This is a genomic window from Streptomyces sp. NPDC013187 (assembly GCF_042899705.1).
GTDB classification, from domain to species: Bacteria; Actinomycetota; Actinomycetes; order Streptomycetales; family Streptomycetaceae; genus Streptomyces; species Streptomyces hawaiiensis_A.
On sequence record NZ_JBIBAF010000005.1, the window covers coordinates 371,809 to 394,080 of the forward strand.

At 69.7% G+C, this 22,272-nt stretch carries 14 protein-coding genes and 3 tRNA genes; 12 read left to right on the forward strand and 5 right to left on the reverse strand.

The features are described from left to right. Positions 1 to 4 precede the first annotated feature (4 nt). The 6 genes from ACFY5B_RS12935 (at position 5) to ACFY5B_RS12960 (ending at position 10,180) form a co-directional block, all read left to right on the forward strand. Positions 5 to 1,261, forward strand: coding sequence for an MFS transporter (locus ACFY5B_RS12935; protein ID WP_389968305.1), 1,257 nt, complete (start codon positions 5 to 7; stop codon positions 1,259 to 1,261). A gap of 62 nt (positions 1,262 to 1,323) precedes the next feature. Then, positions 1,324 to 2,316, forward strand: a complete 993-nt coding sequence (locus tag ACFY5B_RS12940) for an asparaginase (RefSeq protein WP_389968307.1) — start codon at positions 1,324 to 1,326, stop codon at positions 2,314 to 2,316. A 187-nt stretch (positions 2,317 to 2,503) separates the two neighbouring features. Then, positions 2,504 to 3,763 (forward strand): ATP-grasp domain-containing protein, encoded by a 1,260-nt coding sequence (locus ACFY5B_RS12945; protein WP_389968309.1) that lies wholly within the window; start codon positions 2,504 to 2,506, stop codon positions 3,761 to 3,763. 153 nt (positions 3,764 to 3,916) lie between these two features. Then, on the forward strand, positions 3,917 to 4,645 hold the full coding sequence (locus ACFY5B_RS12950; RefSeq protein WP_389968311.1) for an HAD family hydrolase: 729 nt from the start codon (positions 3,917 to 3,919) through the stop codon (positions 4,643 to 4,645). Between the two features lie 538 nt (positions 4,646 to 5,183). Next, complete coding sequence (locus ACFY5B_RS12955) at positions 5,184 to 9,332, forward strand: AAA family ATPase (RefSeq protein WP_389968313.1); 4,149 nt, start codon at positions 5,184 to 5,186, stop codon at positions 9,330 to 9,332. Then, complete coding sequence (locus tag ACFY5B_RS12960; RefSeq protein WP_389968315.1) at positions 9,329 to 10,180, forward strand: serine peptidase; 852 nt, start codon at positions 9,329 to 9,331, stop codon at positions 10,178 to 10,180. Before ACFY5B_RS12955 ends, ACFY5B_RS12960 begins: the two co-directional genes overlap by 4 nt. Positions 10,181 to 10,793: 613 nt before the next feature. Here the strand turns inward: ACFY5B_RS12960 and ACFY5B_RS12965 are convergent. From ACFY5B_RS12965 to ACFY5B_RS12975, 3 genes are all read right to left on the reverse strand, one after another. Then, positions 10,794 to 10,870: transfer RNA gene (locus tag ACFY5B_RS12965), tRNA-Ile, on the reverse strand. A 190-nt stretch (positions 10,871 to 11,060) separates the two neighbouring features. After that, positions 11,061 to 11,133 (reverse strand) — tRNA-Asn (locus ACFY5B_RS12970). 5 nt (positions 11,134 to 11,138) lie between these two features. After that, a tRNA-Asn gene (locus tag ACFY5B_RS12975) sits at positions 11,139 to 11,211 on the reverse strand. Positions 11,212 to 11,369: 158 nt separating this feature from the next. Between ACFY5B_RS12975 and ACFY5B_RS12980 the strand changes: the two genes are divergently transcribed. From ACFY5B_RS12980 to ACFY5B_RS12995, 4 genes are all read left to right on the forward strand, one after another. Beyond that, the gene (locus ACFY5B_RS12980; protein ID WP_389968317.1) at positions 11,370 to 11,675 is read left to right on the forward strand and encodes a YtxH domain-containing protein; all 306 of its coding nucleotides are present in this window, start codon (positions 11,370 to 11,372) and stop codon (positions 11,673 to 11,675) included. 152 nt (positions 11,676 to 11,827) lie between these two features. Then, the gene (locus tag ACFY5B_RS12985) at positions 11,828 to 13,276 is read left to right on the forward strand and encodes an FGGY-family carbohydrate kinase (RefSeq protein ID WP_389968319.1); all 1,449 of its coding nucleotides are present in this window, start codon (positions 11,828 to 11,830) and stop codon (positions 13,274 to 13,276) included. A 110-nt stretch (positions 13,277 to 13,386) separates the two neighbouring features. After that, positions 13,387 to 15,120: an ABC transporter ATP-binding protein gene (locus ACFY5B_RS12990; protein ID WP_389968321.1), complete on the forward strand. Its 1,734-nt coding sequence runs from the start codon at positions 13,387 to 13,389 to the stop codon at positions 15,118 to 15,120. Further along, positions 15,120 to 17,048 (forward strand): ABC transporter ATP-binding protein, encoded by a 1,929-nt coding sequence (locus ACFY5B_RS12995; protein ID WP_389968323.1) that lies wholly within the window; start codon positions 15,120 to 15,122, stop codon positions 17,046 to 17,048. Before ACFY5B_RS12990 ends, ACFY5B_RS12995 begins: the two co-directional genes overlap by 1 nt. A gap of 206 nt (positions 17,049 to 17,254) precedes the next feature. Here the strand turns inward: ACFY5B_RS12995 and ACFY5B_RS13000 are convergent, their stop codons facing one another. Further along, positions 17,255 to 18,550, reverse strand: coding sequence for an RNA polymerase sigma factor (locus ACFY5B_RS13000; RefSeq protein WP_389968325.1), 1,296 nt, complete (start codon positions 18,548 to 18,550; stop codon positions 17,255 to 17,257). Positions 18,551 to 18,689: 139 nt separating this feature from the next. Here ACFY5B_RS13000 and ACFY5B_RS13005 point away from each other — a divergent pair, with 139 nt between their 5' ends. Both ACFY5B_RS13005 and ACFY5B_RS13010 read left to right on the forward strand, forming a co-directional pair. After that, positions 18,690 to 19,307, forward strand: coding sequence for a hypothetical protein (locus ACFY5B_RS13005; protein WP_389968327.1), 618 nt, complete (start codon positions 18,690 to 18,692; stop codon positions 19,305 to 19,307). Further along, positions 19,304 to 20,299, forward strand: a complete 996-nt coding sequence (locus tag ACFY5B_RS13010; protein WP_389968329.1) for a nucleotidyl transferase AbiEii/AbiGii toxin family protein — start codon at positions 19,304 to 19,306, stop codon at positions 20,297 to 20,299. Before ACFY5B_RS13005 ends, ACFY5B_RS13010 begins: the two co-directional genes overlap by 4 nt. Before the next feature lie 6 nt (positions 20,300 to 20,305). Here the strand turns inward: ACFY5B_RS13010 and dnaG are convergent, their stop codons facing one another. After that, a complete protein-coding gene (gene dnaG, locus ACFY5B_RS13015; protein WP_389968331.1) occupies positions 20,306 to 22,225 on the reverse strand; it encodes a DNA primase in 1,920 nt (639 codons plus the stop codon). Positions 22,226 to 22,272: the final 47 nt, after the last annotated feature.

Genomic DNA, 22,272 nt, shown 5'->3' on the forward strand with positions numbered 1-22,272 from the left:
ACCCATGTCTCCACTACTTCCCGACACCAGGCCACGCCGCGTCCTGGCGCTTGCGACGCTGGTCGGCACCACCGGAAAGGGGATATTCCTCACCGCGGGCGTGTTGTATTTCACGCGATCAGCACATCTGCCCGTCAAACAAGTGGGCATCGGGCTCAGCGTTGCTGGATTCATATCGGTGGCCATCGGGGTCTTCGCTGGCTATCTGGCCGACCGTCGCGGGGCCCGGGGCATCTATGTGGCGAGCCTGGTGCTCGGTGGCCTCGCGACTGCGGGCTTCTGCCTGGTGAGCAGCTTCTGGCCATTCCTCGTGGTGGCGAGTCTGGCCGCCGCCGCCCAGGGCGCGGGTCTGATCGCCCGCGGCCCGCTCATTCGCCGCTACGGAGGCCATCGGCCGCAGGAGTTCCGCGCCTACATCCAGTCCGTCACCAATGTCGGCATCTCCGTGGGTGCCGCGGTGGCAGGATGGGCCGCCCAGACCGATACGCGCAGCGCCTATCTCCTCATCGTCCTCGGCAACGCGATCCTGCTCCTGGCATCCGCCGCGATCATGCTCTACCTGCCGCCGGTAGCGCCGGAAGTCCCGACGGAAGGACCACGCTGGCTGGCTCTGAGGGATCGCCCCTATATCGCGCTGTCGCTGCTGGACGGCATTCTGTCCATCCAGTACCGGGTGCTGACGGTGGCCATTCCCCTGTGGCTGGTCAGTCAGACCTCCGCGCCGCGCTGGCTCATATCGGCCATCGTCATCGCCAATACCGCCATCGTCGTGCTCTTCCAGGTGCGCGCCAGCAAAGGCGTCGACAGCCCCCGGGCGGCAGGGCTCACTCTGCGCCGGTCCGGGGTCGCCTTCCTTATCTCGTGCGTGGCCATTGCCTGGTCCGCCGGGGTCCCCACGTGGGTCGCCGTCATCATGCTGGTCATCGCCACCGTCGTGCACAGCGTCGGCGAGTTGTGGCAGGCCGCCGGGGGATTCGAGCTTTCCTTCGAGCTGGCGCCGAGCCACTCTCAGGGGCAATATCTGGGCGTGTTCGGCATCGGACTCGGTCTGGCCGAATCCTTCGGTCCGGCCCTGCTCACTTCCCTGTGCATCGGACTGGGGAAACCGGGCTGGTACATCGTGGGCCTGCTCTTCCTGATGGCGGGACTTGTCCAGCCGGCGACCGTGCGCTGGGCCGAGCGCACCCGGCACATCTATCGAGAGCAGGCGGCCCCCAAAACACCGAGGGTTCCCCTGAACAATTCCTCCGGCGTGGCCTGACGGCCGGCTGATCCGTCCGGTTCCCTGGAGCCATCACACCGATTTCGCAAGGAGTTCCCTGAGTGAGCCCCAAACCCTCCGCCGCCGCATACGGTGGCGGAGACAACGTCGCCGAGCTCGTCCGTTCCGGTTTTGTCGAGAGTTTCCACCGCGGCTCCGTCGCGGTCGTCGATCCCTCGGGCGTACTCGTCAAGTCGGTCGGTGACGCGGCCTCTCCCGTCTTCCCGCGCTCGGCCGTCAAGCCGGTGCTCGCCGTCGCGATGCTGCGCGCGGGGTGGAGGCCCGGCAGCGCCGCGGAACTGGCGGTCGCCGCGTCCAGCCACCGGGGCGAGCCGATGCACGTGGCGCAGGTCGAGGCGATCCTGTCGGGCGCGGGGCTCGGCGAAGACGCGCTCCAGTGCCCGGCGGACCTGCCCGGCGACCCTGCCGCCCACCGGGCGCTGATCGCCGCCGGAGCGGGGCCGCGGCAGGTGTACATGGCCTGTTCGGGCAAGCACGCGGCGATGCTCGCGGCGTGTGCGGCGGGCGGTTGGGACACCGAGACCTACCGGGAGCTCGACCACCCGCTGCAGAAGCTCGCCGCGTCCGTGGTCGAGGAACTGTCGGGCGAGCCGGTCACCGCGACCGGTATCGATGGTTGCGGCGTGCCGATCTTCGCCGTGAGCCTGACCGGCCTGGCGCGCGCGATGGCCCGTCTGGTCGAGGCCGCCGAGGGCACCGAGGAGCGGGAGGTGGCCGACGCGATGCGCGCCCACCCGCAGTTGGTCGAGGGCACCGACCAGATCGACGCTCGGGCGATGACGGCTGTCCCGGGCCTGCTGGCGAAGCTGGGGGCCGAGGGCCTGCACCTGCTCGCCGCGCCGCGAGCCGGGGCGGTGGCGGTGAAGATCGACGACGGCTCGAGCCGCGCCTCGATGCCGGTGGCGCTGCGTGCGTTCACCGAGTTCGCCGGGCTGCCCGTGCCCGAATCGGCCAGGAGCACCGTCGAGGAGCTTCTCTCGCCGCAGCTGTGGGGCGGCGGCCGACCGGTCGCCCACCTGCGCACGCTGCTGTAAGGGTTCACCACCCCCGGACGACGGACACCGCTGCCCGTCGTCCGTCACCGATGTCCGTCAGGACGTCCCGGGTGCGAATCGCCCGCCCGCGGCCGGCTCTGACGTGCTGTTCCGTCCCGCGCGCCGTGCCGCCCACCGGGCCAGGCACCCGCTTTCCCGCTCACTCTCACGAAGGAACCGACCCGCCATGAGCGTCCTGATCCTGCACACCAGCACTCCGAACCGAAAGCCGCACTTCGCCCGTGCCCGGCAGTACGGTGAGAGGCTGCTGCTGATCGTCAACGGCCCCACGTGGGAGCCGGAGTTCGTGGACCGCGTGGTGACCGCGGACACCAGCAGCATCGCGGAGACGGTGGCCGCGGCCCGGGAGCTGGCGGCCTCGGAGAGCGAGCCGATCGAGGCGGTGGTGTCCTTCGTCGAGCACAGCGTGCCCGCCGCCGCGGCGGTCGCCGCCGCGCTCGAGCTGCCGTACATCACCGAACGGACCGCGCACATCGCCCGCAACAAGTTCGAGATGCGTACCGAGTTCGCCCGGCACGGCTCCGTCCCCGGCCCGGGGTTCGGTCTCGCGCACACCCTGGACGAGGCCCGCCGGCTCGGGGCGGACATCGGCTATCCGCTCGTGATGAAGCCGCTGATCGGCGGCGGCAGCATGTATGTGCGCCGCGTCGACGGCGAGGCCGAACTCGAGGAGCACTTCGACATGATCCGGGGCGGGGCCTGGGACGGCTTCGACTACGACCCGCTGCACCAGGCGGACCGTGCGAAGTACGGCGCCGCACTGCTGTTGGAAGGCTACGTCGAGGGCAGCGAGGTCAGTGTCGAGGCCGTCGTGCGTGACGGGGAGACGCACGTCGTGGCGATCCACGACAAGCCGCTGCCGATGCAGGGCCCCTTCTTCCAGGAGGTCTTCTTCCGCACGCCCTCCCAGCTCTCCCCTGAGATCCAGGGTCGGATCGTAGAGTTGACGGGCCATGCGCACGAGGCGCTGGGCATCCGCACCGGTGTCACGCACACCGAGTTCCGCATCCCCGCGAACGGCGAGCCCGTCATCCTGGAGACCGCGGCGCGGCTCGGCGGCCTCCAGGTCTACACCTCGGTGCTCACCAGCACCGGCGTCGACATGGTGGACGTCATCCTGGACGTCGCGCTGAACCGCGAGCCCGACGTGAAGGGCACCGGCGCCGCCCGGCCGACCGGCTTCTTCGGCTTCTTCGCCGAGGAGGCCGGCGAGATCACCGCCATCCACGGTGTGGAGGAGGCCCGCGCGACCGAGGGCGTCGTCGAGGTCGAGGTGTACAAGAGTGTGGGCGACATCGTCCAGGAGTCCTCGCACGTCGGGCAGGCGCACGGCCACGTGATCTTCACCGCCGACGATCCCGCGGGCCTCGACGCCCGCTTCGACGAACTGCGGGCCATGCTGCGGATCGACGTGGCAGCTCGGTGAACCGAGAGGGGACATCGGGGGCAGCGGCCCCGCGGAGACGTGTGGCCCGGCATCGGCTCGAAGCGCCCCAGAGCGAACGAGCACCGGCGAGGCAGGCACCTGTTGCGGTTTGAACCAGAGGGGCGCGCTGCCGGCTCGTCCTCGTCCGGCGGCATGCACACGACGCCCGGATCGGCAGCGCGCTTCGGCGGGGTCCGGCTGCCCCATCGGACAGCCGGACCCGCCGGGGTTCTGCTGGACATGGACGACACTCTCGTCGACTTCAGCACGGCGAGTCCTGCGGCTCTGGCGGAAGTCCTGGGGCCAGAGGCGGATTTCCCGACGTGGATGGCGTTGACCGACCACTGGTATCCACGGTTCACCTCCGGACAGCTGAGCTATCAGGCCCTGGAGCGGAACCGTCTCGCCGAGATGCTCACGGTGCTCGGCCGCCCTGTTCCCGACGCCGCCGGTCTCGACGAGCTCGACGCGCGACGCAAGCAGGCCGTGGAGTCCCGGCTCCGGCTCTACCCCGACGTCCTTCCCTTCGTCCGGCGGGTGCGCGCCGGCGGGTACCGGATCGGGGTCCTCTCCAACTCCGACGGGCGCCAACAGCGACGCCGTATCGACCGGTTGGGCTTGCGCCCGTGGCTTGACGCGATCACCGTCTCGGGCGAGTCGGGTGTGGCGAAACCCTCCGCGGAGTCCTTCGCCCTGGCCTGTGATCGGCTCGGCACCCCGCCCGAGCGCACGATGCACATCGGCGACAGCCTGGTCAACGACGCCGTCGGTGCGCATCGTGCCGGTCTGACAGCGGTATGGCTGCGCAGGAATGCCCCCGCCGGAGCCACCGCCCCCGCAGGCATCGCGGTGGTCACGAGCCTGTCCGCCATCACGCACTGAACACCACCCGAGGCGGCGCGCCGTGGCGGGCTACCTGAACCCCTCTGACCTGCATGGATGCGTGTGAGGCAGTCGGTCGGAGTGTCGACGAGCCCCCGGGTACCGGAGGCGCCGGCTACTCGCGAGCATGACCTCCGGCATCCAAATGGAACGTTTCCGCAAGTCAAGGACGCGTTTGGTGGGGCGGGTGGAACTCGAACCCCCGGCCGACGGATGATGAGTCTTTTGAGGATCTTGGCGGCCCTTTCCGATCAGCGTCCATCCACGACGTATTGCTGGTCAGACAAGGTGCACTTTACTTCTCCCTCTCCGTCTTTCTCCCTCCCCGTCTTTGTCGGTCTGTTCCTGTCCTTGGGCAGGCCGGACGTGCGGTGGCGAGTGAAGCAGACGCCGAACGCCTTCTCGGGCATCGCGCAGCGTATCCAGAAGCAGGTGTGACGGCGTTACCGAGCCGACCCTTCGCGGGGGGACTCCCCGTACAATTCCGCCACAAGGAAGCAGGGGGGCACGGTCTGTGGTCGAAGCAGTCGTTATCGGGATGAGCACCTTCGACGAGAGCGAGAAGATACCCGACGACCCGCTCGACCGTCGCCGGCTCACCCCCCTGCCGACGGTGCAGAAGGTCGCGCCCGAACTGGCAGCGCTGTTAGGTAAATACCCGGGGGTTGCACTCCACGGCGACAGCCCGCGGTTCGATCTGGTGCACGAAGATCTCGGGAAGCTTTGGGAGCAGGCCTACGACCAATGTGCGCGTAACGGTACCGGGCTGATCGTCCACTTCATCGGGCACGGCATCAAGGGCCGGACCGGCACTCTCTACTTGGCCGCCAAGAACACCGATTCGAATTGTCCCCAGCGTACGGCTGCCAATATCGGCCAGTGGCTCGACGAGGTCGAGGCCACCGGGGACGGCCCTCCGGCACTCTTCCTTCTCGATGTCTGCGGCGCCGGCCGTGTTCCGCTGCAGCAGTGGCTGCAGGGCTTGCCCGCCGAGCGCAGACGCGCCTGGGTGATCGCTGCCTGCGCTGAGGACGGCAAAGCCTACAAGGCACGGTTCTCTCAGGCGACGGCCACCGTGCTGAGCCGGCTGAAGGCCGGCTGGATCGACCTGTCTCCGAGCCTCACGCACGTGCCGTTGGAGACGTTCGCACATGAGATCGACCGGGAGCTGGCACGACTCACCCAGGCGGACGGGTCTCCCCCTCAGCGAGTGATGCGTACCGCACACCCCGAGGCGGACTCCCCCGTTCTGCCCCTTCTCAAGAATCCCGGGTTCCGCGAAACCCCGGCCGACCGGTTCCGGCAGTACCTGGAGAACGGACTGCTGCAGTTCGCCTCCGCCCTCGACCCCGCTCTGGATCCCCTGCACTTCGTCTCACGGGCGTCAGGGTCACCGCACCAACGGTACGCGGCGAGCCGCTGCTTCTTCACCGGCCGCGAGAAGCAGCTGGAGAGTTTGAAGAAGTGGCTGACGGAGGAGGAGAAGCACCCGGTCATGGTGGTCACCGGCAGCCCGGGGTCCGGGAAGTCGGCGCTGTTGGGTGTCATGGCGTGCCTGGCTCACCCTCAGCTCGCCGAGGTGTCGAGATCCATCAGATCGGTCGTACCACGGCAGCTGCGCTTCGACCGTCATCCGCTGCTTGCCGCAGTGCACGCACGACAGCGTGACCCCGACGCCGTCCTGGCCTCTATTGCGCGTCAACTGGGTCTGGGCGAGGCTCCCGAACGAGGGTGGACCGTTGTCTCAGTGCGCGAGGTCCTGAACCAGAAGAACCCTGACAAGCAGGCCGTGGTCGTCGTGGACGCACTTGACGAAGCGTCCCTCGATACGGCGTTGCTGCGGTCGGTGCTCCTACCACTGGCCACGTCGGGCACCCACAGGGACGGCACTCTCAGGTGCAAGGTACTCATCGGAGTACGTCCGTGGTGGGACCGTTTCCCAGAACTTGGCAGGCACACGGCGGACCCGGACGCACACATCGACCTGGACCGGACGTCCCAGCGGGAGCGCGAGACCGACCTGCGGAACTACCTCGCGGACCTGCTGGAGGAGGCTCCCGCGTACAACGGCCTGGGGTCCTGTGCACTGCGTGAGCGCATGGCGAAGGCGGTCGCGCGTCGCCTCGTGGCCGTGCGGCACCGCGGCAGCTTCCTCCTCGCCTCGGTCTACGCCCATTATCTCGCCGAACACGACCGTGCGCTGACGCCCGAGGAGGCGGTCCAGCTCGTCCCCTCCGACCTTCCCGGCATGCTGGAGCTGCATCTGGGTGTCCTGGCCAAGGACCGGCCGTCCATCCGTGCCGTGCTCGTCGCGCTGGCACACGGGCGGGGGCAGGGAATGCCGCTGGAGATCATCCACGCGGTGGCCGGGGTACTCACCCCTCCCGGAGAAAGGCCTCCGGACCTTTCCGACACCCAAGAGGCGATCGAGGCGGCTTCTTTCTACGTCCGGTCCGCCACCGACACAGACGGTCGACGCCTCTACCGGTTCTTCCATCAGAGCCTCTCCGACCACCTGGTCTCGGCGGCGGACCACCGCGCCGTCCTCGACGCCGTTCTGGCATCGGTGCCCGGACAGAGCGAGCGCGGCGCCCCGGTATGGGATCTGGCCCTCCCCTATGTGCTGCGCCATGCCGCCGAGCACGCGAAGGCCGCCCACCGTCTCGACGATCTGCTGCGGCAGCCCCCCTTCCTGGTACACGCCGGTCCCACCGAGCTGCGTGCGCAGTTGCCTTACGCCCGCTCGCTGCGGGCCCGGCGTGTGGCACGGATCGTCGAAGCGGCGCTGAGACCCGAGCCGGATCCCTGGGTGCGCTGGGAGTGGTTGCTCAACAGCGCCGTCAGCGAACAAGAGACATGGCTACAACGGGGCCTGGAGGCCGTGCGCGATCCGGGCGGTCGCGCGCCGGAGACGCTCACCTTGCAGTGGGGCTCACCGATACGCGACCGCGATGGCACTCTCCCCTACCCCGAGGAGGCGGTCTTCACCCGGACCTCCGAAGGTCTTGTGGCGGTGACGAGCCATGCCGGCGGCGGAGTACAGATCTGGGACGCACAGACTGGTGGCCTGTTGGACACACTGGTCGTCAACGGCGGTCATATCACGGCTCTCGCAGCGGCGACGGCCGGTGGCGACACATTGGTCGCGGCCGGTGATTCCGACGCACGTCTCACCGTGTGGAACCTGGAGACGCGGAGCAGGGCCTGGACGTCCACCACCCTGAACGAGTGGACAGCTCTCGCGGTCGGCACACTGGGAGGCAACCTCGTGGTGGCTGCCAGCACCTGGCACACCCTCACCCTCTACACCCACACCGGTAGGTGCCTGTGGGGGGTGGAGCTCATCCAGGAGTGGCTCGCCCAAGGCGAGGGACCGCTGGCCGGTCGGTCACCCGGAGACAGCGTCGAGATCACGTCGGTGGCAATCGCGGAGTTCGACGGCCGCCCCGCGGTGATCGCGGGCACGACAGCGGGCACCCTCGAGGTCTGGGACGCCGACGGCACAGGCCACCGCAGCTGGCCCGTGCACAGCGGGAGCGTCTGGTCTGTCCTCCCGAGCAGGAGCGGCACCACACGGACGGTCGCCTGCCAGGCCTACGCCGGTGTCCACGTCGTGGACGTGGACACCGGCACCGTGTGGGACAGGCAGCAGGGCACGGCAGACTCGGGTCATGCGGTGGCGTTGATCGACGTCGAGGGAGAGGAGTGCGTCGTCACCCAGCACAACGACCGCGTCCAAGTCCGCTCACTCCGTGGCGACCTGATACGCAGCCTCACCAGTCCGAAAGACGCCTGCGTCCTCGCCGTCACCGGAGACGGAGGCCGTCTGCTGGCCGTCACGGAGTCGAGGACGTCCCAGGTCGATGTGGTCAGCCAGGTCGACAGCATGGGCTCTCTCGCTCCGTGGGACGGACACGACGGTGCCGTCATAGCCGTCGCCCTGACCAGTAACGGGGGCCGGCACTTCGCCGTGAGCCTTGACGATCAAGGAGTGCTGCACACCTGGGACACGACGGACGGCCTCCGCCTGTCCACCAGACGGTTCCGGAACGCGGTGTCCGCCACGGCGGGCGTGGCCGGGGGACGCCCGCTCGCCTTCGTGTGTGACTCCCACGGAGCGGGCTGGGCTCTCGATCTGGCCGACGGCACCACCCGCTACAGGTGGCAGTGGCCAAGGGCATTCGAGGATCTTTCCTGGGCACAGCTTCGGGGCAGGCCGGTGCTGGCCATCCGCGACGGGGACGGCCAGTTGCTCGTCGCGGACGCCGAGAATCCTGTGGACGTCTTTCCATGCCCCGGGGAGGACGATGCCGATCTGGTGACCACGTCCTCCTGGGCGCACGACGGCGAACACCTGGTCGTTCACACCGACAGGGCAGAGAGCACCGTCACCGCCTTCTATCCGGCCGACGGACGCAGGGCATTCTCCTTCTGCGCTTACCCGGACGACGATCTGAACGAGTGCCACGTCGTGGAGTGGAATCGACGCCTGTGTCTCGTGACCACGTCTTCCAGAGGAACCATCACAGTCTGGTCGCCGTTTGACGAAACGGATCCTGTGGCGCAGACCCGCATCCCGGGGTTGGGCGGCGCGCTCGCGGTGTCGCGCGCCGGTGTGCTTGCCGCAGCCGACTCTCGGATCTTCTACTTCGCCTGGGCCTCGGCAGAGGGGACGGAAGCAGTATGAAGCAGCACAACGTGGTCATCGTGCACGGGGTACGGAACTGGAGGCCCGGCGTCGCGCCCGCCAAGGCCGCCGCCGAGCTCGCTGACAGGTGGGCCGTGCCGCTGGCGGCCGGCTACCGGACAGCCGGGCTGGGGCATGTGCCCCCACCGCGTGTTCACGCCGCCTACTACGCCGATCTGATCAACGACGACGAAGCGCAGTCCGTCGTGGACGACATCGACGATCTCGCACCGGCGGAGCAGGAGTTGCTGCTGTCGTGGCTTCACTCTCTGGGGCTGCCACAGGAGCCTCCTGAGGGACAGTCGTGGGCCACGATGCCGCCCCGGCACGCCCTGTCATGGTTCGCCCAGCGTAGCGGCATGTCCGCCAGGGTCCTGGCGCGTGTGGCCATTGCCCTGCTCCCGGAGGTGTACAGCTACCTTGCTTCTCCGGCCCGCCGGGAGAACGCCCGTCGTGCGGTGGCAGAAGTGATCGGCGATTCGGGTGCGAAGGTCGTGGTGTCTCACTCGCTCGGATCGATCGTCACGTACGAAGCCCTCCACGCCCATCCGCTCCCCCACGTCGAGCTTCTGGTCACCCTCGGTTCCCCGCTGGGACTGCCGGGCGGGGTGTTCGAGATGCTGGATCCAGCCCCGACCGGCGGCAGAGGCGTCCGACCTCCCGGTCTCTCACGCTGGGTGAACATCGCGGACCGCGGCGACCTGGTGGCGATACCGCGGCGTCTGGGCAATCGATTCGATGTCGACGATCACTTCGAGGACCACATCGCCGCCGTGGATTTCCACACGCTCGACAGCTACCTCACCTGCGGTCTCGTCGCCACGGCAGTAGCGCCGTACCTGTCGTGAGTTCCGGCGGGCAGGGGCCCTGCCGGGCACACACCAGGGAAGGCCCATAAGGGAGGCAGCAACAGCGGCTCACTGCCACTCGCCCAACAGTCAGGGATACCGCGGACCAATGGGGTGGTGGGAGCAGCGCACCCAGGAAGCGCATCTACGGCTCCGCCGTGAGGGAGCGGGACGGATCATGACGGAGATCGTGCCCGATTCCGCAAGTCGCTGAGCTGCGGTGACTGCGGGCCGAGCTCCTGGCCGGCCCGGCCTGGCGCGTGCTCGGGCCGTGCCTCCCCGGCGAGATCTCGCCGTCGTGGGAAGGATCTCGTGCTCCTCCTCCACCTCGCGGATCTCCTGTGGCGAGCGACCTGACGTCGCACACATCCGCCAAGCCACCCCGTCCCCCCTGCCCGCCATGGCCAAAGAGGCGGCAAGTGGGTCTACGGGCGATCTTTCCCTTTTCTGCGTCCCATCAGCGTCCCGACTCGCAGGTTCAGAGTCCGTACACATCGGCGATGACGGCATCGGCAATCAGCGTTGAAGCCGCGAGCAGGGGATTCGGTCCGTTGGCCCAAAGTCCTGAACCAGCACACCCGCTGAGACGTTTGTGCAGGTCAGAGGCCTGCAGTGGTGGGGCGGGTGGGACTCGAACCCACGGCCGACGGATTATGAGTCCGCTGCTCTAACCGGCTGAGCTACCGCCCCATAGCGGCGTGTCGCGTACATGTGTGCGCGCCGTCTGCCGCAGCATAGCCGCTCATACGATCTCCTGCTTCGGCTGGGCGGCTTCGCACGGCCTACGTGACCTTGAGGACTGCGCCGGGCGCCGCGCGGTTCCCGGACCAGGGAGACGGACATGAAAAAGGACCCCTGTGAGGGGTCCTTTTACGACCTGCTCCCCCGACTGGACTCGAACCAGTAACCTGCCGGTTAACAGCCGGCTGCTCTGCCAATTGAGCTACGGAGGACCGAGCTCCCCGGACTGGACTCGAACCAGTAACCTGCCGGTTAACAGCCGGCTGCTCTGCCAATTGAGCTACCGAGGAAGGTCTCGTGTGCATCGAACGCACCTACCTGGGTATCCGCCAGGGGGCGCGCGCTCGCTGCGACACATACATTAGCGCAAGCAGGGGGGTGCTTCGCCAATCGGTACTCCCCGGCGCCGTGCCGCACCGGAGACCTACGCAAGGAAAGGGTGGCCGTCATGCGTTACCGGCTCACGTTCGTCGCCGGAGTCGTCCTGGGTTACGTGCTGGGCACGAGGGCCGGACGCGAGCGCTACGAGCAGTTGAAGAAGTCAGCCCGGCAGATCGCGCAGAACCCCGCCGTGCGCAACACCGCGGAGACGGCGGCCCACCAGGGCCGTGAGTTCGCGGGCAAGGCGTACCACGTGGTGAGCGACAAGGTCGGTGACCGTGTCCCCGAATCGGTGGCGGACCGCGTCCGCCACCTCCGCGACCGAGCCACCCACAACGGCGGCGAGGACGACTGGGGCACGACCAACACGTAACAGTTCTTTCGCGCGCCGGGTACGGCCACGTCCCCACGGGGGCGCGGGGAACTGCGCGACCAGCCACGACGAGCCCCGCACCCCCGCCCCGGCGCCAAGATCCACGGCGCCCAGGGCTCAACCCGAGCGGAGCGTGCGGCAGAATTTTGGCCATGGGGATAGTCGCCGGGTTGGACAGTTCACCCGATTTCACTCGTATCGTCGTCTGTGACACGGACTCCGGAGCCGTGCTCAGGCAGGGATATGCACCGCATCCGGTGGAGAGCCCCGAGAGCGGCGGCCGGCCGTCGGACGTCGACCCGCAGGCCTGGCTGCTCTCCCTGGGCGAGGCCGCGGGCGGCGGGCTGCTGGAGGGCGTGCAGGCGATCGGCGTCTCGGCGCAGCAGAACGCCGTCGTGCCGCTGGACGCGCAGGGCAACACCGTGCGGCCGGCGATGGTCGGCGGTGACAAGCGGACGCAGGTCGCCGCGGCCGATCTGATCGACGCGCTCGGCGGGCGGGAGGCGTGGGCGCAGGCGGTGGGGTGTGTGCCGCAGGCCGCCCAGCCGATCACGAAGCTGCGCTGGATGGCCCGGACCGAGCCGGAGAACGCGCAGCGCACCGCGATCCTCCTCCAGGCGCACGACTGGCTGGTGTGGCAGCTGCTGGGCCGGCCGGTCAGGAGAACCACCGATCGGGGCGGCGCGTCCGGCACCGGCTACTGGTCGGCGGCGACCGGTGGTTACCGGCCCGACCTCGTGGAGCTGGCGCTCGGCCACCAGGTGATGCTGCCGGAGGTGATCGGCCCGGCGGACGCTGCCGGTACGACGCCGGAGGGGCTGCTGATCTCCGTGGGGACCGGCGAGACCATGGCGGCGGCGTTCGGTCTGGGCATCGGCCTCGGCGACGCGGTGGTGTCGCTCGGCGCGTCCGGATCCGTGATGGCCGTGCACCCCGAGGCGCTGGTCGACGGGTCCGGCATGATCACCGCGCTCGCGGACGCGACCGGCATGCACCTGCCCGTCGTCACCACCCTGAACGCCGTACGGACCCTGCGCGGGGCCGCCGAGCTGCTGGGGCTGCCGGATCTGGAGAGCCTGTCCGACCTGGCGATGAAGTCCACGCCGGGATCGCACGGGCTGGTGCTGCTGCCCTATCTGGAGGGTGAGCGGACACCGAACCTGCCGCACACCGCCGGGACCCTGGCCGGGCTCCGGCGCGAGTCGATGAAGGCGGAGCACCTGGCGCGGGCCGCGTTCGAGGGGATGCTGTGCGGGCTCGCGGACGCGCTGGACGTGCTGCGCGGCCGGGGTGTGGAGGTGCGGCGGGTGTTCCTGCTCGGGCCGGCCGCCGAACTGCCCGCCGTGCAGGCCGCGGCACCCATGCTGTTCGGGACGCAGGTCGTGGTGCCGCAGCCCGCGGACTACGCGGCGATCGGCGCCGCCCGGCAGGCGGCCTGGGCGCTGGGCGCCTCGCAGGGCACGCTCGACGTGCGCAACCCGCCGGCCTGGCAGGGCGCGGTGGCGCAGGTCCTGGAGCCCGGGGACGAGCTGGCCGTGGGGCAGGCGGTGCGCCAGCAGTTCGTGGCGGTGCGGGAACAGACGCATCCCGGTGCCCTCTGAGGCTTTGACCGCCTGTCGGGTTAATTCGGTTGGGGTAACGCGGGTGGAGTGTTCGACGATAGGGGCCAGGGGCAACCACTCGCCCCGTCGTCCACTCCGAGAGAAGCAGCGTGCTCATACGACTTCTGCGGACCTGTCTCAGGCCCTACAAGAGACCCATCGCTCTCCTGGTGCTGCTGCAGTTCCTGCAGACCTGCGCCACGCTCTACCTGCCCACGCTGAACGCCGACATCATCGATCAGGGCGTCGTGAACGGCGACACCGGCTACATCGTGGGGTACGGCGGCCTGATGATCGGCATCTCGCTGGTCCAGGTCGTGTGCAACATCGGCGCCGTGTACTACGGGGCCCGTACGGCGTCGGCACTGGGGCGGGACCTGCGGGCGTCCGTGTTCGACCGGGTGCAGTCGTTCTCGGCGCGTGAGGTCGGTCACTTCGGGGCGCCGTCGCTGATCACCCGGACGACGAACGACGTCCAGCAGGTGCAGATGCTGGCGCTGATGACGTTCACGCTGCTGGTGTCGGCGCCGATCATGTGCGTGGGCGGCATCGTGCTGGCGCTCGGTCTGGACGTGCCGTTGTCCGGGGTGCTGGTGGCGGTCGTGCCGGTGCTGGGCATCTGCGTGACGCTGATCGTGCGGCGGCTGCGGCCGCTGTTCCGGGCGATGCAGGAGCGGCTGGACTCGGTGAACCAGGTGCTGCGCGAGCAGATCACCGGCAACCGCGTGATCCGCGCCTTCGTCCGGGACGAGTACGAGCAGCAGCGCTTCCGGAAGGCCAACACCGATCTCACCGACTTCGCGCTCGGCACCGGCAACCTGCTCGCGCTGATGTTCCCGATCGTCATGACGGTGGTGAACCTGTCGTCGATCGCCGTGGTGTGGTTCGGGGCGCACCGCATCGACAGCGGCGGGATGCAGATCGGTGATCTGACGGCGTTCCTGGCCTATCTGATGCAGATCGTCATGGCCGTGATGATGGCCACCTTCATGTTCATGATGGTGCCGCGGGCGGAGGTGTGCGCCGAGCGCATCCAGGAGGTGCTGGACACCTCCTCCAGCGTCGTGCGGCCGTCGGCGCCGGTGCGGGAGCTGCGCCGGCACGGGCATCTGGAGATGCGCGGGGCGGGCTTCCGCTATCCGGGTGCCGAGGAGCCGGTGCTGCGGGCGGTGGACCTCGTAGCCCGGCCGGGTGAGACGACCGCCGTCATCGGCTCGACCGGCAGCGGCAAGTCCACACTCCTCGGGCTGGTGCCGCGGCTGTTCGACGCGACCGAGGGTCAGGTGCTCGTCGACGGGGTCGAGGTGGCGGAGATCGACCCGCAGCTGCTCGCGAAAACCGTCGGGATGGTGCCGCAGAAGCCGTATCTCTTCGCGGGGACGGTGGCGACCAACCTGCGCTACGGCAATCCTGACGCCACCGACGAGGAGCTGTGGCACGCGCTGGAGGTGGCGCAGGCCAAGGACTTCGTGGAGCGGCTGGAGGGTGGTCTCGACTCTCCGATCTCCCAGGGCGGGACGAACGTCTCCGGTGGTCAGCGCCAGCGGCTGGCGATCGCCCGGACGCTGGTGCAGCGGCCCGAGATCTACCTCTTCGACGACTCCTTCTCCGCGCTCGACTACGCCACGGACGCCGCCCTGCGAGCCGCACTCACGCAGGAGACCGCCGACGCGACCGTGGTGATCGTCGCGCAGCGGGTGGCGACCATCCGGGACGCCGACCGGATCGTGGTCCTCGACGAGGGCCGGGTCGTCGGCACCGGACGGCACCAGGAGCTGATGGCGGACAACGAGACCTACCGGGAGATCGTGCTCTCCCAGCTCACGGAAGCGGAGGCTGCCTGATGGCGGGGCCCATGGGGCGGATGATGGCCGGGGGCGGCCCCGACCAGCGCTCGCTGGACTTCAAGGGGTCGGGCAAACGGCTCGTCGCGCAGTTCCGGCCGGAGCGCGCGATCATCTACGTGCTGCTGCTGTGCGTGGTGCTCAGCGTCGGCCTGAACGTCGTCGGGCCGAAGATCCTCGGCAGGGCGACCGACCTGGTCTTCGCGGGCATCGTCGGGCGGGGCATGCCGGAGGGGGCGAGCAAGGAGCAGGTCCTCGACTCCATGCGGCAGCGCGGGGACGGGGACGTCGCCGACATGCTGCGCAGCACCGACTTCACCCCGGGTGAGGGCATCGACTTCACGGCCGTCGGGCATGTGCTGCTGCTCGCGCTGGGCGTGTTCACGGTGGCCGGGCTGCTGATGGCGGTGGCGACGCGGCTGGTGAACCGGGCCGTGAACCGGACCATGTTCCGGATGCGGGAGGACGTCCAGACGAAGCTGTCGCGGCTGCCGCTGTCGTATTTCGACCAGCGCCAGCGCGGCGAGGTGCTGTCCCGGGCGACGAACGACATCGACAACATCGGGCAGACCCTCCAGCAGTCGATGGGGCAGCTCATCAACTCGGTGCTGACCATCATCGGCGTGCTCGCGATGATGTTCTACGTCTCCTGGATCCTGGCGCTGGTCGCGCTGGTGACCGTGCCGCTGTCGTTCGTCGTGGCCACGCGGGTGGGCAAGCGGTCGCAGCCGCACTTCGTGCAGCAGTGGCGCTCGACGGGCAAGCTGAACGCGCACGTCGAGGAGATGTACACCGGACACGCCCTGGTGAAGGTGTTCGGGCGGCAGGAGGAGTCGGCGCGGCAGTTCGCCGAGCAGAACGACGCGCTGTACGAGGCGGGGTTCAAGGCGCAGTTCAACAGCGGGGTCATGCAGCCGCTGATGATGTTCGTGTCGAACCTGAACTATGTGCTGGTGGCGGTGGTCGGCGGGCTGCGGGTCGCCTCGGGCTCGCTGTCGATCGGTGATGTGCAGGCCTTCATCCAGTACTCGCGGCAGTTCTCCATGCCGCTGACGCAGGTCGCCTCCATGGCGAACCTGGTGCAGTCGGGTGTCGCCTCGGCGGAGCGGGTCTTCGAGCTGCTCGACGCGGAGGAGCAGGGCGCCGACCCGGTGCCGGGCGTGCGGCCGGAGGAGCTGCGCGGGCAGGTGGCGCTGGAGCACGTGTCGTTCCGCTACGACCCCGACAAGCCGCTCATCGAGGACCTGTCGCTCAAGGTCGAACCCGGGCAGACGGTGGCCATCGTCGGCCCGACCGGCGCCGGCAAGACGACGCTGGTGAATCTGCTGATGCGGTTCTACGACGTCACCGGGGGGCGCATCACGCTCGACGGGGTCGACATCGCGCGGATGTCGCGGGACGAACTGCGCGCCGGGATCGGCATGGTGCTGCAGGACACCTGGCTGTTCGGCGGCACGATCGCGGAGAACATCGCGTACGGCGCCTCCCGGGAGGTCACCCGCGGGGAGATCGAGGAGGCGGCCCGGGCGGCGCACGCGGACCGGTTCGTCCGGACGCTGCCGGACGGGTACGACACGGTGATCGACGACGAGGGCACCGGGGTCAGTGCCGGTGAGAAGCAGCTGATCACCATCGCCCGGGCGTTCCTGTCCGACCCGGTGATCCTGGTGCTGGACGAGGCGACGAGCTCGGTCGACACGCGGACGGAGGTGCTCATTCAGAAGGCCATGGCGAAACTCGCCCATGGCCGCACGTCGTTCGTCATCGCCCACCGGTTGTCGACGATCCGGGACGCGGACGCGATCCTGGTGATGGAGAACGGGTCGATCGTGGAGCAGGGGACGCACGAGGAACTGCTGGCCGGGGGCGGTGCGTATGCGCGGCTGTACGAGGCGCAGTTCGCGCAGGCGGTGGCCGAGGTGGACTGAGTCGCGATCCGGGGGGGCCGGATGGTGTCGTGGGGCGGCTGCGGGCCGGTGGGGGCTGGTCGCGCAGTTCCCCGCGCCCCTTGAGTACGTGCAGCTGACGCCCCTTCAGAGGCTCGCGAAACCGCTCCCCTTGAGGGCGCGGGGACATGCGCCCTCAAGGGGCGCGGGAACTGCGCGATCCGCCCCCGCCGGGCCCGCACCCGGCATCAGTCCAGATAACCCCGCAGCTGGTCCGCGAAGGCGTGATCCCGCAGCTTGTTGAGAGTCTTCGACTCGATCTGCCGTATCCGTTCCCTGGTCACACCGAAGATGCGGCCGATCTCCTCCAGCGTGCGCGGGCGGCCGTCGGCCAGGCCGTACCTCAGTTGGACGACCTTCCGCTCCCGCTCCCCCAGGGTCGACAGAACCGCCTCCAGGTGCTCCCTGAGCAGCAGGAACGCGGCCGACTCCACCGGAGAGGCCGCGTCGCCGTCCTCGATGAGGTCGCCGAGGGCGACGTCGTCCTCCTCTCCGACGGGCGCGTGCAGCGACACCGGCTCCTGGGCGAGGCGCAGGACCTCGCTGACCCGCTCCGGCGCGAGGTCCAGGTGGGCCGCGACCTCCTCCGGGGTCGGTTCGTAGCCCCGCTCCTGGAGCATGCGGCGCTGGACGCGGACGACCCGGTTGATGAGCTCCACGACGTGCACCGGGACCCGTATCGTGCGGGCCTGGTCGGCCAGGGCGCGGGACATGGCCTGGCGGATCCACCACGTGGCGTACGTGGAGAACTTGTAGCCGCGGGCGTAGTCGAACTTCTCGACCGCCCTGATCAGGCCGAGGTTGCCCTCCTGGACGAGGTCGAGCATCGTCAGGCCGCGGCCGACGTAGCGCTTGGCGACCGAGACGACCAGGCGCAGGTTCGCCTCGATCAGGCGGCGTTTGGCCATGCGGCCCATGACGACGAGCCGGTCCAGGTCGAGGGCGAGCTGGCTGTCCAGGTCGGGGGTGAGCCGCAGCTTCTCCTCCGCGAACAGTCCGGCCTCGACGCGGCGGGCGAGTTCGACCTCCTCGGCGGCGGTGAGCAGGGGGATGCGGCCGATCTCCCGCAGGTACTGGCGGAACAGGTCCGAGGAGGGGCTGCCGGTCTCGGCGCGGACCGGCGGGGGTTCGACGGCCTCGGGAGGCTCGGTCGCCTCGACGGCCCCGGCGGGCGGCTCCTCCGGTTCCGGTTCCGACTCGGGGTGGTGCACGGCTCGGCTCTGCGCCGGGACCCCTGACAGGGCGTCGGCCTCCGCGTCCGGCGCGGCACCGTCGGCGCCGGAGGCGGCACCGGCGTCGGTCTGGGTGAGGGTCTGGGTCTGCACGGGGGCGACCTCCAGGATGATCGCTGCCAAGGAGTGCGGCAGCGGTACTTCGGGGGCGGAGTCGGCCTCGCCGCTTTCCGTCCCGTACGCGATGAGCGGAACCGCGGGGGTCTGGGACCCGTGGGTGACGGATCGGCCGCGCTCCGAGGACTCAGGCACCGGAACCCAGTGTGGGGTAAGACACATCGTCGCCACGAGGGGCGTGCGATGACTTTTTGTTTCCGGTCCGTGACCGCGCGGTCGCCCCTCGTGGGAAACCCGGATGCCTCATATGCCACTGGTCTGCGACGATCGTCCGATGTCCGCTTCCCTGTACGAGTCGCATGTGACGGTCCGCTGCGCCGGCCCTGACGAGCTCGCCCGGCTGCGCCGCTGGGCGGCGGCGGGCGGGTTCAAGCTCACGCACATCGTGCTGGCCAGGGGCCGGATGCGCGACCAGCCGATGCTCACCCTGTCCGGTTCACCGTCGTACGCCTGCGAAGCGGCTCGCGTGCGGGAAGTGGCCGCGCGTCTGCGGGCGGACGGCTTCGATCCGGTGCGTGTGAAGATCGAGTCGTCGCCCTGGGCACCTGAGGTACCGCGTCGGCCCTGCGACGACGGGCGGTACTTCGAGCACCACGTGAAGCTGCGGCTCACCGCGGACACGGACCTGGCGGCTCTCGCGGCGCGCGTCGTGCCGCACGGCGCCCATCTGTCGTGGAACGCCCGGCGAGTGCGGGGCGGGCACCACGAGCGGTTCGTGACCCAGCGCTGCCACGCGGTGGACGCCGAGGGCGCGGGCCGGGCACTGGAGAGGCTGCTGACCGAGCTGCGGGATCGTGAAGTGCTCGGTGTGGAGCGGGAGTTCGTGCTGCACGACAGTGATGTGTCGGTGGACGAGGGATGGCTCGGTGAGCCGATGGGGGTATCGGGATGAAACAGTCGTGGCAGGGCTTCGGGTGGGCGAACACGGAGATCCCCCGGGAGCCGCTGGACGACGTCACCCGCCGGGAGGAACGCCTGCCGAAGACGCTGCGTCCGGTGCCGGGGGACGACGTGGTGCAGCGCCCGGTCTTCGACCCCGCCCTGAAGCACCACCAGAACGCCTATCGCGCCACCGACCCGCGCTTCGCCGACCCGACGCGGGGCGAGGCGTGGCGGGCGGCCCGCCGTCAGGCGCTGCATCTGGTGCTGGCTGCGATCAGCGGCTCGCCCTGGGTGGACTCGCTGGTGCTGCGGGGCAGCGTGCTGATGTCGGCGTGGTTCGCAGAGGCCGCGCGCGAGCCCGGTGACCTGGACTTCGTCGTCGTCCCGCACACCTGGCGGATGGAGGACGGCCGGACGGACCGGATGCTGACCGGAATCGCGGCGGCGGCGCAGGAGCTGGCCGAGGCGCGGGGGCCCGGGGTCGGGATCTCGGCGCGGGGCGCGGTCGCCGAGGACATCTGGACGTACGACCGCGTGCCCGGCCGGCGCATGGTGCTCCCCTGGGGCGCCCCCGGCCTGCCCGGCGGCCACGTCCAGCTGGACTTCGTCTTCAACGAGCGGCTGCCCGAGGAACCCGAGCCGGTCGAGCTGCCCGGCGGTGCGCTCGTCCAGGCCGCGACGCCGGAGCTGTCCCTGGCCTGGAAGCTGATGTGGGTGATCAACGACGCGCACGCCCAGGGCAAGGACCTGTACGACGCCGTCCTGCTGGCCGAGCGGTACCCGTTGCGCTACGAGCTGCTGCACGAGGTGTTCCGGCTGTCGGGCGAGTGGCCGTACCCGTACCGCGAGAAGATCCTCCTGGAGGACGTGGTGGAGGCGGTCGGCTACGTCGAGTGGAACCACTTCGTCACCGAGTACCCGCGGTTCAGGTACGACGAGCGGGAGTTCGCCGAGCGGCTGGTGCGCGCGGTGACGCCGACCTTCGAGGGGGCCGGGTCCTGACCTGTGTCAGAGCGCGGCGGCGCCGTGCTCACGGAGGGTCTGGTCGTACTGCTGGAGGACCCACAGTTCGTTCTGCACGGCGGCGAGCTCGGCCGGGTCGCCGTGGGTTCCGAGGCGGGTGAGCCGGCTCGTGATGTCGCGGATGCGGCGCTCCACGGCCCGGCGGCGGACCGTCACCAACTGGGCGCCCGCGTACACCTCGTCGGCCCCCTTCACGCCCTTGTGCAGCAGGATCGCCTCGACGGCGAGCTCCGTCACCATCGCGCGGACCGCGTCGTCCGGGGCGGCCTCGCGGACCCGGACCAGGTAGTCCTGGGGGTCGGCGACGCCCGGTTCGGCGCCGCCCGCGTCCTGGATGGCCTGGCGCACGGCGGCGTAGGGCGGGGCGGTGAACTCGTCCACCCCGTACGCGTCGAAGGCCGGGGAGACCAACTCGGGGCGCTGGAGGGCGAGTTTGAGCAGTTCCCGTTCGGTGGCGAAGACCGGGTTGCGGAGGTTGAGGGCCGGGCCGCGGGAGGTGGCGGGCTGGGGCGGGCCGGCGTACTGCTGCCCCCGGTGGTGCCGCTCCGGGGCGGGGCCCTTGCCGCCGCGGTCGCGGGCCCAGCGGGCCAGCTGGGCCACGCGCTTGACCACGAACTGGGTGTCGAGGATGCCGAGCATGCCGGCGAGCTGGACGGCGACCTCGTGCTGGGCGCCGCTGTTCTTGATGCGGGCGACGATCGGGGCGGCCTCGTCCAGGGCGGCGGCGCGGCCCGCGGGGGTGTCGAGGTCGTAGCGGCTCACGATCTGGCGCAGGGCGAACTCGAAGAGCGGGGTGCGGGGTTCGACGAGGTCGGCGACGGCCTCGTCGCCCTTGGCCAGGCGCAGGTCGCAGGGGTCCATGCCGTCGGGGGCGATGGCGATGTACGTCTCGGCGGCGAACTTCTGGTCGTCCTCGAAGGCGCGCAGGGCGGCCTTCTGGCCCGCGGCGTCGCCGTCGAAGGTGAAGATGACGCGGGCCGAGCCGTTGTCCATGAGCAGGCGGCGGAGGATCTTGATGTGGTCGCCGCCGAAGGCGGTGCCGCAGGTGGCGATGGCGGTGGTCACGCCGGCGAGGTGGCAGGCCATGACGTCGGTGTAGCCCTCGACGACGACCGCGCGGGACGCCTTGGCGATGTCCTTCTTCGCCAGGTCGATGCCGTACAGGACCTGGGACTTCTTGTAGATCGCCGTGTCGGGCGTGTTGAGGTACTTGGGGCCGTTGTCCGCCTCGTAGAGCTTGCGGGCACCGAAGCCGACGACGTCGCCGCCGATGTCGCGGATGGGCCACATCAGGCGCCCGCGGAAGCGGTCGATGGGGCCGCGGCGCCCCTCCTGGGAGAGGCCGGAGAGGATCAGCTCCTTGTCGGTGAAGCCCTTGCCGCGCAGGAAGCGCGTGAGGTGGTCCCAGCCCTGAGGGCTGTAGCCGACGGAGAAGTGCTGCGCGGCGGCCTGGTCGAAGCCGCGATCGGCGAGGAACTGGCGGCCGGTGTCGGCCTCCGGGCTGGTGGCGAGCTGCTCCACGTACCAGTCGGCGGCGATCTTGTGGGCCTCGACCAGGCGGATCCGCTCGCCGCGCTGGTGGGAGGGGTTGTAGCCGCCCTCCTCGTAGCGCAGGGTGATGCCCGCCTGGCCGGCCAGGCGCTCGACCGCCTCCGAGAAGGAGAGGTGGTCGATCTTCATCACGAACGTGATGGTGTCGCCGCCCTCCTGGCAGCCGAAGCAGTGGAAGAACCCCTTGCTCGGGCTGACCTGGAAGGACGGGGACTTCTCGTCGTGGAAGGGGCACAGACCCTTGAGGTTCCCGCCGCCCGCGTTGCGCAGCTGGAGGTACTCGGACACCACGGCGTCGATCGGGACCGCGTCCCGTACCGCCTTCACGTCCTCGTCGTTGATCCGTCCTGCCACGAGGTGATTCTACGGGGCCGAACCGACACTCCTGAGGCGAGACGGCT

What these genes read in the sequence shown, in the direction of transcription:
- ACFY5B_RS12935 (WP_389968305.1), top strand. Translation starts at nt 5, where the DNA reads ATGTCTCCACTACTTCCCGACACCAGGCCACGCCGCGTCCTGGCGCTT.
- ACFY5B_RS12945 (WP_389968309.1), top strand. Translation starts at nt 2,504, where the DNA reads ATGAGCGTCCTGATCCTGCACACCAGCACTCCGAACCGAAAGCCGCAC.
- ACFY5B_RS12950 (WP_389968311.1), top strand. Translation starts at nt 3,917, where the DNA reads ATGCACACGACGCCCGGATCGGCAGCGCGCTTCGGCGGGGTCCGGCTG.
- ACFY5B_RS12955 (WP_389968313.1), top strand. Translation starts at nt 5,184, where the DNA reads ATGAGCACCTTCGACGAGAGCGAGAAGATACCCGACGACCCGCTCGAC.
- ACFY5B_RS12960 (WP_389968315.1), top strand. Translation starts at nt 9,329, where the DNA reads ATGAAGCAGCACAACGTGGTCATCGTGCACGGGGTACGGAACTGGAGG.
- ACFY5B_RS12980 (WP_389968317.1), top strand. Translation starts at nt 11,370, where the DNA reads ATGCGTTACCGGCTCACGTTCGTCGCCGGAGTCGTCCTGGGTTACGTG.
- ACFY5B_RS12985 (WP_389968319.1), top strand. Translation starts at nt 11,828, where the DNA reads ATGGGGATAGTCGCCGGGTTGGACAGTTCACCCGATTTCACTCGTATC.
- ACFY5B_RS12995 (WP_389968323.1), top strand. Translation starts at nt 15,120, where the DNA reads ATGGCGGGGCCCATGGGGCGGATGATGGCCGGGGGCGGCCCCGACCAG.
- ACFY5B_RS13005 (WP_389968327.1), top strand. Translation starts at nt 18,690, where the DNA reads ATGTCCGCTTCCCTGTACGAGTCGCATGTGACGGTCCGCTGCGCCGGC.
- ACFY5B_RS13010 (WP_389968329.1), top strand. Translation starts at nt 19,304, where the DNA reads ATGAAACAGTCGTGGCAGGGCTTCGGGTGGGCGAACACGGAGATCCCC.